The sequence below is a fragment of the Mycolicibacterium hippocampi genome, assembly GCF_010723735.1.
Taxonomy (GTDB): domain Bacteria; phylum Actinomycetota; class Actinomycetes; order Mycobacteriales; family Mycobacteriaceae; genus Mycobacterium; species Mycobacterium hippocampi.
Map to the genome: position 1 here is coordinate 989,230 of NZ_BLLB01000002.1, position 13,808 is coordinate 1,003,037.

The following is a 13,808-nucleotide window of genomic DNA, read 5'->3' on the forward strand; positions in this document are numbered from 1 at the left end:
TCGGATCACGGTGCGGCGGTGGAGACGGTCTCAATTGTCGGCCTCGATGAAGTCCGCGCCGCGGATCAGCCGAACCGGGGTGAACACCAGCACCTCTTCGTCGCGCTGGTTGCGGACGCTGACCGTCGCGGTGACGACGCCCCGACCCGGCTTGCTCGACGGGCGCGACTCCGTGACGGTGCAGATGGCGAGGAGGGTGTCACCGACGTACACCGGTCGCTTGACCCACAGTTCCATGTGCATGAAGGCCAGGCCGGTGCCGTTGAGGAAGTTGGACTGCACGATCAACCCTTCCGCAATGCAGTAGATCAGAGCGCCGGGGACCAACCGACCTTGGTACCCGCCGGCGGCGGCGTGCGACGCATCGTAGAACAACGGCTCGTTGAACCCGCCGAGGTTGACGAACGTCGTGAGGTCGGATTCCGTGACGGTGCGCTTGGCGGTCTTGAAGCGAAAACCTGCCGGCATTTCTTCCCAAGTCCTGCCGCGAACCAGTGGTTCGACCTCGGCGCTGGACAGGTGGGCTGAGTTCATGAGAGGCCTTTCGTCGAGGCGCTGACACTACAAAGGATCGGGATGATCTAAACCAACTGTCTCCTGCCGGCGACGCCGGTAAGGTTAATACCCGATAACTAACGGGCGCCGGCGCCATGGGTGTGTGATTGCAGGCCCGCACGCCAGCAATGAGGAGGACGCTGTGTATCTCACTCAGGGCTTACACAGGGCGTTGCAGCACCATCCCGACCGCCTTGCCACCATCGACGGGGACCGGACACGGACCTATGAACGGTCCGCGCAGCGAATCGCAAAGTTGGCGCACGCGTTACGACAGCTCGGGGTGAACCGGGGAGACCGGGTCGGCATGCTTGCGCTCAACTCCGACCGATATCACGAATACCTGCTGGCGGTGCCTTGGGCGGACGCGGTACTCAACCCGATCAACATCCGGTGGAGCCCCGCGGAGATCGACTACGCCCTACGTGACTCCCAAACCGACGTCCTCTTCGTCGATGACGCCTTCAGTCCGGCTGTACCGGCGCTTCGGGCGTCGTATCCCGGCCTGCACACCGTCGTTCACTGCGGAAACGGCCCTACGCCGGAGGGGATGTGTTCCTATGAGGAACTCGTCGCCAGCGGTGAAGTCATCGATGACGTGCGGCGCTCTGGCGATCAATTGGCCGGTGTGTTCTATACCGGCGGCACCACGGGTCTACCCAAGGGCGTGATGCTCAGCCACGCCAACCTGATGACGTCGGTGCTGGGAATGCTCAGCGTAGGGAGCTTTCTCAGTCCGGAGGGCCGGCTGCTTCACGTCGCGCCGCTGTTCCATCTCGCGGACTTGGCCGCCTGGGCGGGGCAGACCACCCTTGGCGGAACCCACGTGATGCTCTCGACGTTCGATCCGACTGCGATCCTGGAAACCATCGAACGCCAGCAGGTCACCGACGCGCTGCTGATCCCGACCATGCTGCAGATGGTCATCGACCACCCGACCGTTGGAGAATACGACCTTTCCAGCCTCCAAACCGTGATGTACGGCGCGTCGCCGATCCCTGAGGCGGTGCTGTCGCGGGCGATGAAGACCATGGGCGCGGCGCGGTTCATGCAAGGTTATGGAATGACAGAGCTGTCCCCGCTGGCGACGGTCCTGCGCCCGGAGGACCACGATCATCCGGAATTGCTGCGTTCGGCAGGCCGCGCGGCGCCCTGTGCCGAAGTCAAGATCTTCGACGCCGACGATCGAGAGCTGCCGCCGGGACATACCGGTGAGATCGTCGCGCGCGGCGGCAACGTGATGCTCGGTTACTGGAATAAGCCTGACGAGACCGCGAACGCGCTGCGGAATGGGTGGATGCATACCGGCGATGCCGGTTACATGGACGAGCGAGGTTATGTGTTCCTCGTCGACCGCATCAAGGACATGATCATTTCGGGTGGCGAGAACGTCTACTCGACTGAGGTCGAGAACGCTCTTTGCCGGCACCCCGCGGTGTCGGCGTGCGCGGTCATCGGCGTCCCGGACGAGACTTGGGGCGAACGCGTTCACGCGGTCGTCGTCTTGGCCGAGGGTTCTTCGGTGACAGCCGAGGAGTTGCGGGTTTTCTGCAAGACCCAGATCGCGGGATACAAGGCGCCCCGTACGGTCTCGTTCGTCGGTGCGCTTCCACTCTCGGGGGCTGGAAAGGTACTGAAACGCGAACTCCGCGAACGCTTCGGCGGAGATCGCCCCAGCACTGTCGGAGGTCGATAGGTGCTTGTGCGCGAGCCCCGCCGAGTTCGGCCCCACTGCCCTCGGGTCATGTCCCCGGACAGGGACCCGTCGGCGCACTCAGCGTCGCGTCGCCACGGTGATCGGCCGGGCGTAGCGCAAGTGGGACTACGGATTGGGTGGTCAAGATGACCGAACAACGGCCGGTGAAAGTCGCAATCATCGGTGCGGGCATGTCTGGGTTGTGCATGGCGGTCAAGCTCCAGGACGCCGGCATCGACTCGTACACCATTTTCGAGAAAGCCGAGGAAGTCGGGGGCACCTGGCGCGACAATACCTATCCGGGGCTGACGTGCGACATCCCGTCGCGGTACTACTCCTACTCGTTTCGGCCCAACCCGAACTGGTCCCACTTGCTGCCGCCGGGCCCCGAGATTCGGGCCTACTTTCAGCAGGTCGCCGATGAACGGGGCATTCAGGGGCACATCAAGTTCGGCACCGAGGTCCTCTCTGCGCGGTACGACGACGGGCGCTGGCTGCTCACCTCCACCCACGGCGAAGAGACATTCGACGTGCTCGTCACCGCGACCGGCGTGCTGCGGGTGCCACGCTGTCCGGACATTCCCGGGGAAGCCGATTTTGCCGGGCCGGTGTTTCACTCCTCCAGATGGGACCACTCGGTTTCATTGGCCGACAAGCGGATCGGGCTCATCGGGACGGGCTCAACAGGCATACAGATCATTGCCGCACTCGGCGGCAAGGTCGATCGGTTGACGACCTTCCAGCGCACTGCGCAGTGGGTCTTTCCGCTGCCCAATCCGCGTTATTCACCGGTGATCCGCGCAGCTCTGACGCGTTGGCCGGTCCTCAACCGCCTGAGCTATCGGTTCTGGGGCTTGGTGGTCCGGCACCTGTTCGGTCGCGCGCCGATCCGTCCTGGAGTTCACCGCCGCCTGGTCCAGACGTTATGTCGATGGAACCTGCGCCTTTCGGTGCGCGACCCACAGTTGCGCGCGAGACTCACCCCGAATTACCAGCCGATGTGCAAACGACAAATCATCGCGTGGGGCTTCTACCGTGCTGTCCAGCAACCCGGTGTAGAGGTGGTGTCCGAGGCAATCGACCACATCGAGCCTCTCGGCGTCGTCACTGCCGACGGTGTGTTGCACGAACTTGACGTGCTGGTCTATGCCACGGGCTTCGACGCCCGGGCCTACGTGCGTCCGCTGACGGTGATTGGCGAGCATGCGGTCACCCTGGACGAGGCGTGGGCAGATGGTCCCACGGCGTACCGGTCCGTGGCGGTTCCCGGATTCCCGAACTTGTTCATGCTGATGGGCCCGCATTCGCCGATCGGGAACCAGTCGCTGGTACCGATAGCCGAGGACCAGGCCGATTATGTGATGTGGTGGATCAACCGGATCCGTGCGGGCAGCATCGTCTCTGCCGCGCCCACAGAGCTGGCCACCAAGGAGTACAACGACAGCATGAAATCAGCAATGCCGCAGACGATCTGGGTGACCGGTTGCAACAGTTGGTACCTCGGCAAAGACGGGCTTCCGGAATTGTTCCCGTGGACACCCGAGCGCCACAGCGAACTATTGCGTACCCCTGAGCTGGCAGATTTCGACGTCCGATGAGGTCCGCGTTCGCACGTGGAGATCGCCAAGGACCGCATGACATTTCGGCGGACGACTCGCCGCTTCGCAGTGGGCGGCCGGCGAATCGCGTAGGGCGCCGTGCCGATCGCAGGAGAACCGACATGGCGAGCGCCTCATGCATTCGCCGGTGAACGTGAAAGACGCCGGGTTCGGCGTGATGCTGCCCAGTTTCGATCCCTTCCGGCTTGGCGCTCCGCCGCTATTGGCCGCCGCCCGCCTCGCTGAAGACCTCGGGTTCGACTCAGGTTGGGTCGGCGATCATCTGAGCTTCCACCCGCCGGTGCTGGAACCGTGCGGGGCACTCGCGGCCGTCGCTGCCGTCACTCGACGGCTGGTGCTGGGCACCGGTGTGCTGCTCCTACCGATGCGCAATCCGGTATGGACAGCCAAGCAGCTCGGGACGGTCGCGGCGCTCGCGCCCGAACGCCTGATCGTGGGCGTCGGCGCAGGTGGGGAGAACCCAGCGGAGTTCGAGGCCGCCGGGTATCCCGTCGCGCAGCGTGGTCGCAGGCTCGACGAGGCCATGGTGGTCCTCGATGCGCTACTGCGCGGAGAAACTGTGGACCACCCGGGTCCATTGCTTCCGGTGCGTTCCCCCAAGCTGGAGCCGGTGCCATCCTCTCGCCCACCGCTGGTGGTCGGCGGCCGATCCACACACGCGGTGCGGCGCGCTGCTCGGCTCGCCCAAGGCTGGCTCGCGGTGTGGCTGAGTCCCCGTCGAGTGCGTGCGGCGGTGGAGGATCTGCGGGCGCATGCCGAGGAGTTCCGCAGGCCGGTGTGCACGACGGTGATGTTGTCGTTCGTGCACGTCACCGATGACGTGGAAGCGGGTCGTGCCGAGCTTCAACGATTCGTCGCAGGTCAGTACGGCATGCCCGTCGAAGCAATCGAGAAGTGGTGTGTGATCGGAAGCGAAACCCGAGTGGCAGACATGCTCGCGGAGTTCCGTGACGCCGGCGCCGCGTCATTCGTGATGCTGCCGACCTCTGCGAACGTCCTGGCGCAGCACGAGCGCCTCGCCGCGGTTCGCGAGAAGTTCGCGATGTAGGTCTGACGAGTCGACGCCTCAGGCCGAACTCGCAGGTCGCTACGGAGCGAATTCTCGCCCAAGCAGGTGGCGGGCGACAACCAACTTGGCGACCTGCGCGGTTCCATCGGCGATTTCGAATGCCAACACGTCGCGCAGTCGCTGCCCCTGCAGACTGTCGGTTCCCCATCCAGCGTGGCCGAAGGTCAGCAACGCCTGGTGCACGACCTCACCCGCGGTCTTGGGCGCGAACCACTTCGCCATGTTCGCGGCCACCGTGTGATCCAAGCCCTGGTCCTTTCGCCACAGCGCCTCGTAACAGATGTGACGCGCCCCGGCCAGCCTGGTGGCCTGCTCGACCAGCGGGAACGCCACGCCCTGGTGGCGACCTATCGGACCACCGAAAGCCTGCCGCGTTCGCGCGTACTGCAGTGCGTCGTCGAGGGCCGCCTGGGCGATGCCGACGCACATCAGGCCGATCACCGCCCGCGAGTAGTCGAAGCCCTGCATCACCGACACGAATCCGGCGCCCTCCTGCCCGATCAGCTCGTCGCGGCCCACCTTCACCCCGTCGAAATGCAGCGACGCACGTCCGATGGCCCGGCCGCCGTGGTCATCGAGCGCGGTTCGCGCGACCCGTTCGTCGTTGAGGTCGACGTAGAACGCGCTGACCCCGCGGGCCCCGGGCCCTCTGGTGCGCGCGAAGACCACTCCGGTGTCGGCCGACATCCCCATTGAGATCGACGTCTTCTCACCCAGCAGCCGCCAGCCTGCCCCGTCGGGTTGTGCGCGCAGCGACAGGTTGGCCGCGTCGGACCCGTGCTCTGGCTCGGTGAGCACCAGCGCCGACAGAGCAGTGCCATCTGCGAGCGGGGGTAACCACCGCGCCAGTTGCTCCTCGCTGGCATTGCCGACCAGGATGTCGGCGTTGAGAGCAGCGATCAGCAGGATGTAACAGGCGTTGATGTCAGCCCGCGAGATCTCCTCGGCTGCTATGCCGGTGGTGACGGCGTCGGCCCCCTGGCCACCGAAACGCTCCGGAATGCGCAGGCCGGTCAAGCCCATCGCCGCCATCTGGCGAGGTAGCTCCGGGCGCATCCGCGCGGCCCGGTCGTCGGCCTGGTAGTGCGGAGCGAGCACCCGCTCAGCGAAGGTGGCGACCTCACGCCGGAAGGCCTCTTGGTCTTCGTCGAAGGCATAGTGCACGTGCGGCTCCCTGGATGCGCTGCTCGGGCGACGGAACGATGTCATCAAGTTAGCCCTGCGGACGACGTTTCAAAGGCTAATCCCCGAGAGGGAGAGATCTCGTGGACACCGCTCGTCAGCGTGCGAGGACTTGAAAGCCTTCCCATGCTTGCCGGCGGTCGGCATGGGGATCGTGCTCCATCCGCGAAGCGCGATCGAAGACCAGCACCGGACGGGCGTCGCTGGTGTAGCGCGGCCAGCCGTCTCCAGGGACTCCGGTGCGGGCGAAAGCAACCCAGCGCCCTTGCATGTCGTCGCTCACGCGCATGGCCGAGCGGCGATCGGCTCCGGCGCTGAGAAGCCGACCGAGGGGCGTGCGGTAAGCGTCGAACACCGCAAGAAGCTCGGTCGCATGGGTGGCACCCAGCCCGGCCCATTGCAGAGTTCGCGGGGCGAAGTCATAGCGGTACAGATATGTGGGGGCGTGCCGACTGTGAGAGTCCGCGAGCTGCCACAGTGTCGATCCGAATGTGAAGTCGGCCCCCAGCCGGATACAGGCATCTGGGGCTGGATACTCGGGGTAGGCAGCGGTAATACGCTCGCGATAGGTGGGTTCCGCCCCCGCCAGTAACGCTTCGATCTTCGCTTCGTTCAGCGGAAGGAGTTTGAGGAAGCGAGTGAACAACCGGCCCTCGTCGGCGTTCGTACCGACGATCAGCGGCACACGGTACGCCTTGCCTTCGCGCATCGCTTGAATGGGCTCGAGCGGTAGATAGTCGGTTCCGAAGGTGCATCCCACCGGGTAACCGCCGGCAAGGTCCGATGCGCTGGTGGTGAGCAGGCGATCGAATGCCTTCACCAGTTGAGCCGGACGCGCCGCCAGCAGTTGGCGGGCGGGCTCCCGCTCCTCAGCGCCGAGAATGGATGCGAACTTGACGGCGAACTCCGCGGCCAACTCCTTGGAGCGGGATAGCGCGCCGGCCGGACTTTGTGAGATCGCCCGGGCGAAAAGGCCTTTAGCCGCTGGCACAGCCAACAATGTGGTAACGGCATGCGCGCCCGCGCTCTCTCCGAATATCGTCACGTCATCGGGATCGCCGCCGAATGCCGCGATGTTTTCGCGTACCCAGCTGAGCGCCGCCACCAGGTCACGCAAGTAGAGGTTGTCGTCAATACGGATGTCTGCCGTGGACAGCGACGACAGGTCGACCGCCCCCAGCGCGCCGAGGCGGTAGTTCGCCGATACATACACGCAACCGGTGCGGGCAAGCGACGCACCATCATAGATCGGTGTCGCGGAACTACCGAGGAAGTACGCCCCGCCGTGAATGAAGAACATCACGGGCAGAGGTCGGTCCGAGCCGCCCTCGGGGGCAACGACGTTGAGGGTGAGGCAGTCCTCGCTCATTGGCTGGAACTTGCCGGGACCGACGATGGTGTACCGGCGGGGCTGCGGAGCGCAGTAGCGGAATCGGTGACATTGTCGAACGCCATCCCACGGCTCGACCGGCTGGGGAGCCTTGAACCGCAAGGCGCCGACCGGTGGCTTGGCGTAAGGAATGGAACGCCAGCGATTGACGCCGTCCCGCGTGAATCCTTCGATGGCGCCCGAGGCGATTTCCGTGCGGACTGTCTTCGCTGGCATTTCTCGACAATAGCGAATGAGCATTCACAATAGCGTCCGGGCGTGATTTAGAGACGTGTCGTGTCCGACAGAGCGGACCCCGCGGCCGGGTCTGGCCCATCGACGACTCCTCGGGGTGGTTCAGCACCGCGCCTGCGGTCATCGGCTAGCGGAGGAATTTGACCTGTCTCCCGTTGGCCCGTGCCGGGAAGTGTCTACGCAGGTCCTGCTACACCCACAGTTGCCACCGGTGCGCACGGTTCAGTGGTCGAGTAGTCCGTAGCGCCCGGCCAGCGCGGCGGCCTCGATCCGGTTCCGGGCACCGATCTTCTGAATCAAGCTTGCGACCATTCTCTTGGTGGTTCGCTCGCTAACGTGCATTCGAGCAGCGATTGCGTTGATCTCCAGCCCCTGCGCCAATAGGCTCCAGAGCTTGATGAGGTGCTCGCCGAGATTATCTAGTATTTCGTCATCTGGACTGTGGTTGCTGACGAGAAGCCGGTCCAGCAGCTCGGGGTTTACGACCTTCATGCCGGTGGCGATGACCAAGAGCGGCGCCACCAGTGCGTCTGCGTCGGAGGTCTTCTGCAGGAATCCGTCTGCTCCCGCTCGCAGAGCTCGCTCAGCCAGCGACAGGTCGTCGGTGCCAGACAACGCCAATATACCCGTCGACGGGTAAGCGCCACGTAGTGCTGTGATGGCGTGCACCCCGCCGCGTGGTGGCAGGGTCAGGTCGATTGTGGCGATGTCTGCGCGGTGTTTGCCGACTAACGGGACGGCGTCCTCGCTGCTGCTGCCTATTGCTGCGACGTGGAACAGACTGTCGGCCCTGGAGGTCAAAAGCAATTGCAAACCCTGTGCAAAAAGGGCGTGGTCGTCCACGATGACTACGACGAAAGGCGCCGGGCGCGAGGTCAATCCCGTCATATCTACCTTTCCGCGGAAGCTGTGGATACCACGTGCTAGAACGCTGTGTCGAGGCCGGAGGATTGGGTAACGAAATGAACAACAATCTCACCACGATCGGTGGCGGCGCGGTTCAGTGGCGCGAACCCGAACGGGCCATCGCCGTATTAAGAGTTCTGGTGGTCGTCAGTCTTGCCTTGCTGGTTGCCTTTGGTACGCCCGTCAACCGGACGTATTTGACGTTCGGTTGTATTCTCATCGGGTTGGCCGGGGTGTACGCGATTTATGTACTCCGCGCAAATCTTCGTGGTCGTCCGCTGTCACAGGGCTGGATGACGGCCGTCGACGTAGCACTCACGGTGTTGCTCACGGCGGCGACCGGGGGGGCGTCCAGCATGGTTGTTGCGTTGATTCCGTTAGCGGTGGTGGCCAGTGCCGTTCGGCAGGGTTTAAAGTCCGCGATGCTCGCGGCTCTTGGCACGGGCGCGCTGTTTGCTGCGGTAACGCTGGCCGTGAGCCGTCCAGAGATTTCTCTGCATCACCGGATCGAGGTCGCCCTGTGGTGGTGCTGCTATTTCGTTGCCTTTGCCGTGCTCACCGGATCTCTGCGACGCGTGCTCGACCGTGAGCACGAGCGCACCGTGCGCGCCAAGGCCGAGGTGATGGCAGAGCATGCCGAGGCTGCCGAGGAAAGGGATCTGCGGGCACGCCTACTCGAGGTGCAGCGGCTGCGTGAAGAAGGTCTGCGGGTGCTGCTGCATGAGTTTCGTACTCCTGTGTCGTCCCTGGCGGCGCTGGCACGATCACTGACTGTGCCCGGCCGATTGGACGCCGAGCGCAGGGACGAGGCGATCAACTTGGTGGCGGCGCACGCTCGCCACCTAACGGACATGCTCGACGGCCTCGCTGACCTCGCTATTGAGACAGGGAATCCGCGGGGAATCCCGAGAATCCGCCGGACCTTCGTGCAGGACCTGGCGCAAGCATCATTGACCTCAGCGGGTATACCCGCTGAGCACAGCACAGTCTCCCTCGAGCCGTCGGGTGCGCTGATCTACTGCGACGAGCACCGCGTGCGCCGAATCATGACGAACTTGCTCGAAAACGCCCACCGTCACGGGAGCAGCCGTGTGGTCGATCTTCGCATTGTCTGCACTCGGTCCTCGCTGACGCTGGAAGTGGGCGATCGCGGCCCTGGACTGCTGACCGCCAAGCACACGTCGGCAATCCTTGGGCGCGCCAGCTCCGACGAGCGCGCCCCGGTTGAGGGCTTGGGGCTGTGGATCGTAGAGCAGCTAGTGAGTGCGCTGGGCGGCACATTTTCGCTTGAGCCTCGTGAGGGGGGCGGCCTGCTAGCCCGGGTGGTAATTCCTCTCAGCTGATTCTGCGATGGTTTTTCATTGGCTGCGGTGCGACGGTATGCGCACGAGACGCGGTTGGCCCGCATGGGCCAGAGTTGGCACGGATGCCCCGCGCAGTGAACCGGGTCACTTGTGCAGGCTAGATGCAGCACAGAACACAAATGTGGGCAACGCGAACGATGAAAAATCCCACGTACCCAAACGGTGGAACGCCGGTGAGACCCGCCACAGCGTTCGTCGCCTCTGTGTGGGCCGGGTCATCGACATTGAGGAGCAACAGTGAACAAGACTTCTGTGGCCGTTAGCGGACCCGATTCGGAAGCCGCTCATGCGGTCGCTCTGGAGGACATCGATGTCAGCGATCCGGAACTGTACCGAAATTACACGTGGCAACCGTATTTCAAGCGTCTACGGGAAGAGGATCCGGTCCACTTCTGCAAGGACAGCATGTTCGGCCCATATTGGTCCATTACCAAGTTCGCGGACATCATGCAGGTAGATACCTCACCCGAGATCTTTTCCTCCGAGGCGAAGTTCGGCGGCATCACCATCATGGACGACAACGCGGCGGCCAGCCTGCCGATGTTCATCGCGATGGACCCACCCAAACACGATGCGCAGCGCCTGGCGGTCAGTCCGATCGTGGCACCGGAGAACCTCGCCAAGATGGAGCTAGTCATCCGTGAGCGCACCGCGAGTTTGCTTGACGGTTTGCCTCTCAACGAGACCTTCGACTGGGTCCAGAATGTCTCGATCAACTTGACCACACAAATGTTGGCGACCTTGTTCGACTTTCCCTGGGAGGACCGCGCCAAGTTGACACGTTGGTCGGATGTGACGACGGCCATTCCCGGTGCCGGCTTGATCGAGTCCGAGGAACAGCGGATGAGCGAATTGCTCGAGTGCGCCGCTTACATGACAGGGCTGTGGAACGACCGCGTCAACGCCGAACCGCGTAACGACCTCATCTCGATGATGGCGCATTCGCCGGCAACCCGAAACCAAACACCGGAAGAGTTCCTGGGCAACATCCTGCTGCTGATCGTCGGCGGTAACGACACCACCCGCAATTCGATGACGGGCGGCGTCGTAGCTCTCAACGAGTTCCCAGATGAGTATCGCAAACTGTGCAGCAACCCTGCCCTGGTCAGTTCCATGGTGCCCGAGATCATCCGTTGGCAGACTCCGCTGTCGCACATGCGCCGCACCGCTTTGACCGACACCGAGCTCGGGGGGAAGTCGATCCGCAAGGGCGACAAGGTCGTCATGTGGTATGTGTCGGGTAACCGCGATCCGGAGGCCATCGAGAATCCGGATGCCTTCATCATCGATCGTGCCCGGCCGCGCCATCACCTGTCATTCGGGTTCGGGATCCACCGCTGTGTCGGCAACCGCCTGGCCGAGTTGCAGCTGAGAATCGTGTGGGAGGAGCTTCTCAAGCGTTGGCCCAAACCGATGCAGCTCGAGGTCGTTGGAGCCCCCACCCGGGTGACGTCGCCGTTCATCAAAGGCTACGAGTCCCTGCCCGTGCGCATCAACGTCTGATGCGGCGAGTTCGAGGAGATGACGCCAAATGAGCCAAACCGTCCTCGTCGTCGGCGGCGGTCAAGCCGGCGGGCAGGCAGTGACCAGCCTGCGGTCAAACGGATTCGACGGACGGATCATTCTCATCGGCGCGGACTCGATGTTGCCCTATCACCGGCCCCCGTTGTCGAAGGCATTCCTGGCCGGCAGCCTACCGGTGGAGCGACTGTTTCTGCGGCCACCGGCGTTCTATGAGAAGGCTCGGGTCGACGTGATGCTCGGGGTCTGCGTCACCGGGATGGATGCCAGCCAGCGGCAGGTGACGCTCGACGATGGACGCGAACTCGAGTTCGATCGCCTGGTGCTGGCTACCGGTGGCCGGCCCCGCCCCTTGTCCTGCGCTGGCGCGGATTCTCCGATACTGCATTACCTGCGCACCGTGGCCGACGTCGAGGGCATCCGTGCGAAGTTGCGGCCCGGGGCGCGGCTGGTGCTGATTGGCGGGGGCTACATCGGTCTCGAGATTGCCGCCGTCGCGGCGCAGCTGGGATTGCTGGTGACCGTCGTGGAGGCCGAGCCCACGGTGCTGGCCAGGGTCACCTGTCCGGACGTGGCCCAGTTCTTCGAAGCCGAGCATCGCCGCGCCGGGGTCACGATTCGATGCGCGGCGACGGTGACGGGCATCGAGCAAGTCGGGTCTGCGGCGCGGGTCCTGACCGCCGACGGTGAGAGCTTCGCCGCCGATCTGGTTATCGCAGGTATCGGACTGCTCCCGAATGTCGAGTTAGCCTCGGCTGCGGGTGTGACGTGCGACAACGGTATCGCCGTCGACGAGTTCTGTCAGACCTCGGAGCCGGGTATTTACGCTGCAGGTGACTGCACACAGCACCCCAGCGAGGTCTACGGCTGCCGACTGCGGCTGGAGTCGGTGCACAACGCGATCGAGCAGGCGAAGACCGCCGCCGCGGCGATCTGCGGTAGCGCCAAACCCTATCGGCAAGTGCCCTGGTTCTGGTCGGATCAGTACGATCTGAAGTTGCAGACCGCTGGCCTGAACCGCGGTTATGACCAGGTAGTCATTCGTGGCGACCCCGACACCAGATCGTTCGCAGCGTTTTACTTGCGCGACGGGCGAATGCTGGCCGTGGATGCGATCAACCGGCCGGTCGAGTTCATGGCGGCCAAATCGCTGATCGCCGAGCGCGCCGTCATTGACGTAGAAAGACTTGCCGATGATCGCATCCCGGCCCAGGCGCTGGCCTCTCGATAGTCCCGCTCGACTGGGTGCTGCACTTTTTCCACTATCCAACCCACACCGGCGACCGTAGTCGCCCTCACTGCAAAGGACTGAAATGACCAAGATCACCTACGTAGACCACAACGGAGCATCCAGAACCGTCGATGGGATGGACGGCGAGTCTCTGATGGAAACCGCAGTATCGAACCTGGTGCCGGGCATCGACGGTGACTGCGGCGGTGCGTGTGCCTGCGCCACCTGCCACGTGCACGTCGAAGCCGACTGGCTCGACAAACTACCGCCGATAGAGCCCACCGAAAAGTCCATGCTGGAATTCTGCGAAGGCGCCGACGAGACGTCTCGGCTGGGCTGCCAGATCAAGATCGGCCCAGCTCTCGACGGCATCGTGGTCAGCACTCCAGTTGCTCAGCACTGATTAGGTGGACTTGGGCCGGCGCAGTGGTGAGGTGCGGTTAACAGCACCGGATTGCGTCGTCGGCGCGAAGCGGCAGATGAGCGGCGGGCGTGGGTCGAAGATGTCGTAATGGCGGGCCCGACGGGGGCGATGAGCCTCGATTGAGCGTGACTGTTCGCGCGCGGTTGTTCATTTGTGACAACGAGGTTGGTGGAGGTTGATGATGGCGGTGTTCAAGGACGAGGACGAGGTCTATGCCTTTTTGGGTGGGATCTTTCGGCGGGGCCTGGAGAAGGAGGGGCTGGCGGATAAGCTCGTGAATTCGGGTGTGGTGTTGCGGGTGCATTACACCGATCCGGACGCAGTGGTGACGGTGGACATGCCGAACAAGGTGGTGCAGACGGGAGCGGGCAGTACCGCGGTGCCCAATGTCGAGCTGTTCATGTCGGCGGACACCGGGAACAAGTTCTGGTTGGGGAAGGTGAACCTGACGATGGCGATGGCCAAGGGAACGGTGCGCGCGAAGGGTCCGGCGGCGAAGTTGATCAAAATGATCCCGCAGGCCAAGAACCTGTTCCCGGAGTACCGGTTGCTGTTGCAGAACGAGAATCGGCAGGACCTCATCGATGTGTGACCGGCGCTTCACGGTGGGCTGCAGG

At 63.8% G+C, this 13,808-nt stretch carries 12 protein-coding genes; 8 read left to right on the forward strand and 4 right to left on the reverse strand.

Annotated features, from left to right (window positions below):
- Positions 1 to 30: 30 nt before the first annotated feature.
- Entirely contained in the window at positions 31 to 534 is a 504-nt protein-coding gene (locus G6N53_RS05850) for a MaoC family dehydratase (protein ID WP_163887635.1), read from the reverse strand.
- Positions 535 to 697: 163 nt separating this feature from the next.
- On the opposite strand from G6N53_RS05850, the gene G6N53_RS05855 reads away from it, so the two are divergent.
- The 3 genes from G6N53_RS05855 (at position 698) to G6N53_RS05865 (ending at position 4,918) form a co-directional block, all read left to right on the forward strand.
- Positions 698 to 2,251, forward strand: coding sequence for an acyl-CoA synthetase (locus tag G6N53_RS05855; RefSeq protein WP_163887636.1), 1,554 nt, complete (start codon positions 698 to 700; stop codon positions 2,249 to 2,251).
- A 146-nt stretch (positions 2,252 to 2,397) separates the two neighbouring features.
- The gene (locus tag G6N53_RS05860) at positions 2,398 to 3,849 is read left to right on the forward strand and encodes a flavin-containing monooxygenase (protein ID WP_163887637.1); all 1,452 of its coding nucleotides are present in this window, start codon (positions 2,398 to 2,400) and stop codon (positions 3,847 to 3,849) included.
- Between the two features lie 148 nt (positions 3,850 to 3,997).
- Complete coding sequence (locus G6N53_RS05865) at positions 3,998 to 4,918, forward strand: LLM class flavin-dependent oxidoreductase (RefSeq protein WP_163887638.1); 921 nt, start codon at positions 3,998 to 4,000, stop codon at positions 4,916 to 4,918.
- 39 nt (positions 4,919 to 4,957) lie between these two features.
- On the opposite strand, the gene G6N53_RS05870 is transcribed toward G6N53_RS05865, so the two are convergent.
- The 3 genes from G6N53_RS05870 to G6N53_RS05880 form a co-directional block, all read right to left on the reverse strand.
- The gene (locus tag G6N53_RS05870; protein ID WP_163887639.1) at positions 4,958 to 6,103 is read right to left on the reverse strand and encodes an acyl-CoA dehydrogenase family protein; all 1,146 of its coding nucleotides are present in this window, start codon (positions 6,101 to 6,103) and stop codon (positions 4,958 to 4,960) included.
- 115 nt (positions 6,104 to 6,218) lie between these two features.
- The gene (locus G6N53_RS05875) at positions 6,219 to 7,727 is read right to left on the reverse strand and encodes a carboxylesterase/lipase family protein (protein ID WP_163887640.1); all 1,509 of its coding nucleotides are present in this window, start codon (positions 7,725 to 7,727) and stop codon (positions 6,219 to 6,221) included.
- 240 nt (positions 7,728 to 7,967) lie between these two features.
- Complete coding sequence (locus G6N53_RS05880; RefSeq protein WP_105387440.1) at positions 7,968 to 8,633, reverse strand: response regulator transcription factor; 666 nt, start codon at positions 8,631 to 8,633, stop codon at positions 7,968 to 7,970.
- A 74-nt stretch (positions 8,634 to 8,707) separates the two neighbouring features.
- Between G6N53_RS05880 and G6N53_RS05885 the strand changes: the two genes are divergently transcribed.
- The 5 genes from G6N53_RS05885 to G6N53_RS05905 all read left to right on the forward strand — a co-directional run bounded on the left by G6N53_RS05885 (position 8,708) and on the right by G6N53_RS05905 (position 13,783).
- Positions 8,708 to 9,994: a sensor histidine kinase gene (locus tag G6N53_RS05885; protein ID WP_163887641.1), complete on the forward strand. Its 1,287-nt coding sequence runs from the start codon at positions 8,708 to 8,710 to the stop codon at positions 9,992 to 9,994.
- Between the two features lie 258 nt (positions 9,995 to 10,252).
- Entirely contained in the window at positions 10,253 to 11,518 is a 1,266-nt protein-coding gene (locus G6N53_RS05890; protein ID WP_105387442.1) for a cytochrome P450, read from the forward strand.
- Positions 11,519 to 11,546: 28 nt separating this feature from the next.
- Positions 11,547 to 12,767: an NAD(P)/FAD-dependent oxidoreductase gene (locus G6N53_RS05895; RefSeq protein WP_163887642.1), complete on the forward strand. Its 1,221-nt coding sequence runs from the start codon at positions 11,547 to 11,549 to the stop codon at positions 12,765 to 12,767.
- Between the two features lie 82 nt (positions 12,768 to 12,849).
- A complete protein-coding gene (locus G6N53_RS05900; RefSeq protein ID WP_105387444.1) occupies positions 12,850 to 13,170 on the forward strand; it encodes a 2Fe-2S iron-sulfur cluster-binding protein in 321 nt (106 codons plus the stop codon).
- A gap of 202 nt (positions 13,171 to 13,372) precedes the next feature.
- Positions 13,373 to 13,783 (forward strand): SCP2 sterol-binding domain-containing protein, encoded by a 411-nt coding sequence (locus tag G6N53_RS05905; protein ID WP_163887643.1) that lies wholly within the window; start codon positions 13,373 to 13,375, stop codon positions 13,781 to 13,783.
- Positions 13,784 to 13,808: the final 25 nt, after the last annotated feature.

Excerpts from the sequence above, each read along its gene's own strand:
- G6N53_RS05850 (WP_163887635.1), bottom strand. The coding sequence starts at position 534 with ATGAACTCAGCCCACCTGTCCAGCGCCGAGGTCGAACCACTGGTTCGC.
- G6N53_RS05860 (WP_163887637.1), top strand. The coding sequence starts at position 2,398 with ATGACCGAACAACGGCCGGTGAAAGTCGCAATCATCGGTGCGGGCATG.
- G6N53_RS05875 (WP_163887640.1), bottom strand. The coding sequence starts at position 7,727 with ATGCCAGCGAAGACAGTCCGCACGGAAATCGCCTCGGGCGCCATCGAA.
- G6N53_RS05880 (WP_105387440.1), bottom strand. The coding sequence starts at position 8,633 with ATGACGGGATTGACCTCGCGCCCGGCGCCTTTCGTCGTAGTCATCGTG.
- G6N53_RS05885 (WP_163887641.1), top strand. The coding sequence starts at position 8,708 with ATGAACAACAATCTCACCACGATCGGTGGCGGCGCGGTTCAGTGGCGC.
- G6N53_RS05895 (WP_163887642.1), top strand. The coding sequence starts at position 11,547 with ATGAGCCAAACCGTCCTCGTCGTCGGCGGCGGTCAAGCCGGCGGGCAG.
- G6N53_RS05900 (WP_105387444.1), top strand. The coding sequence starts at position 12,850 with ATGACCAAGATCACCTACGTAGACCACAACGGAGCATCCAGAACCGTC.
- G6N53_RS05905 (WP_163887643.1), top strand. The coding sequence starts at position 13,373 with ATGGCGGTGTTCAAGGACGAGGACGAGGTCTATGCCTTTTTGGGTGGG.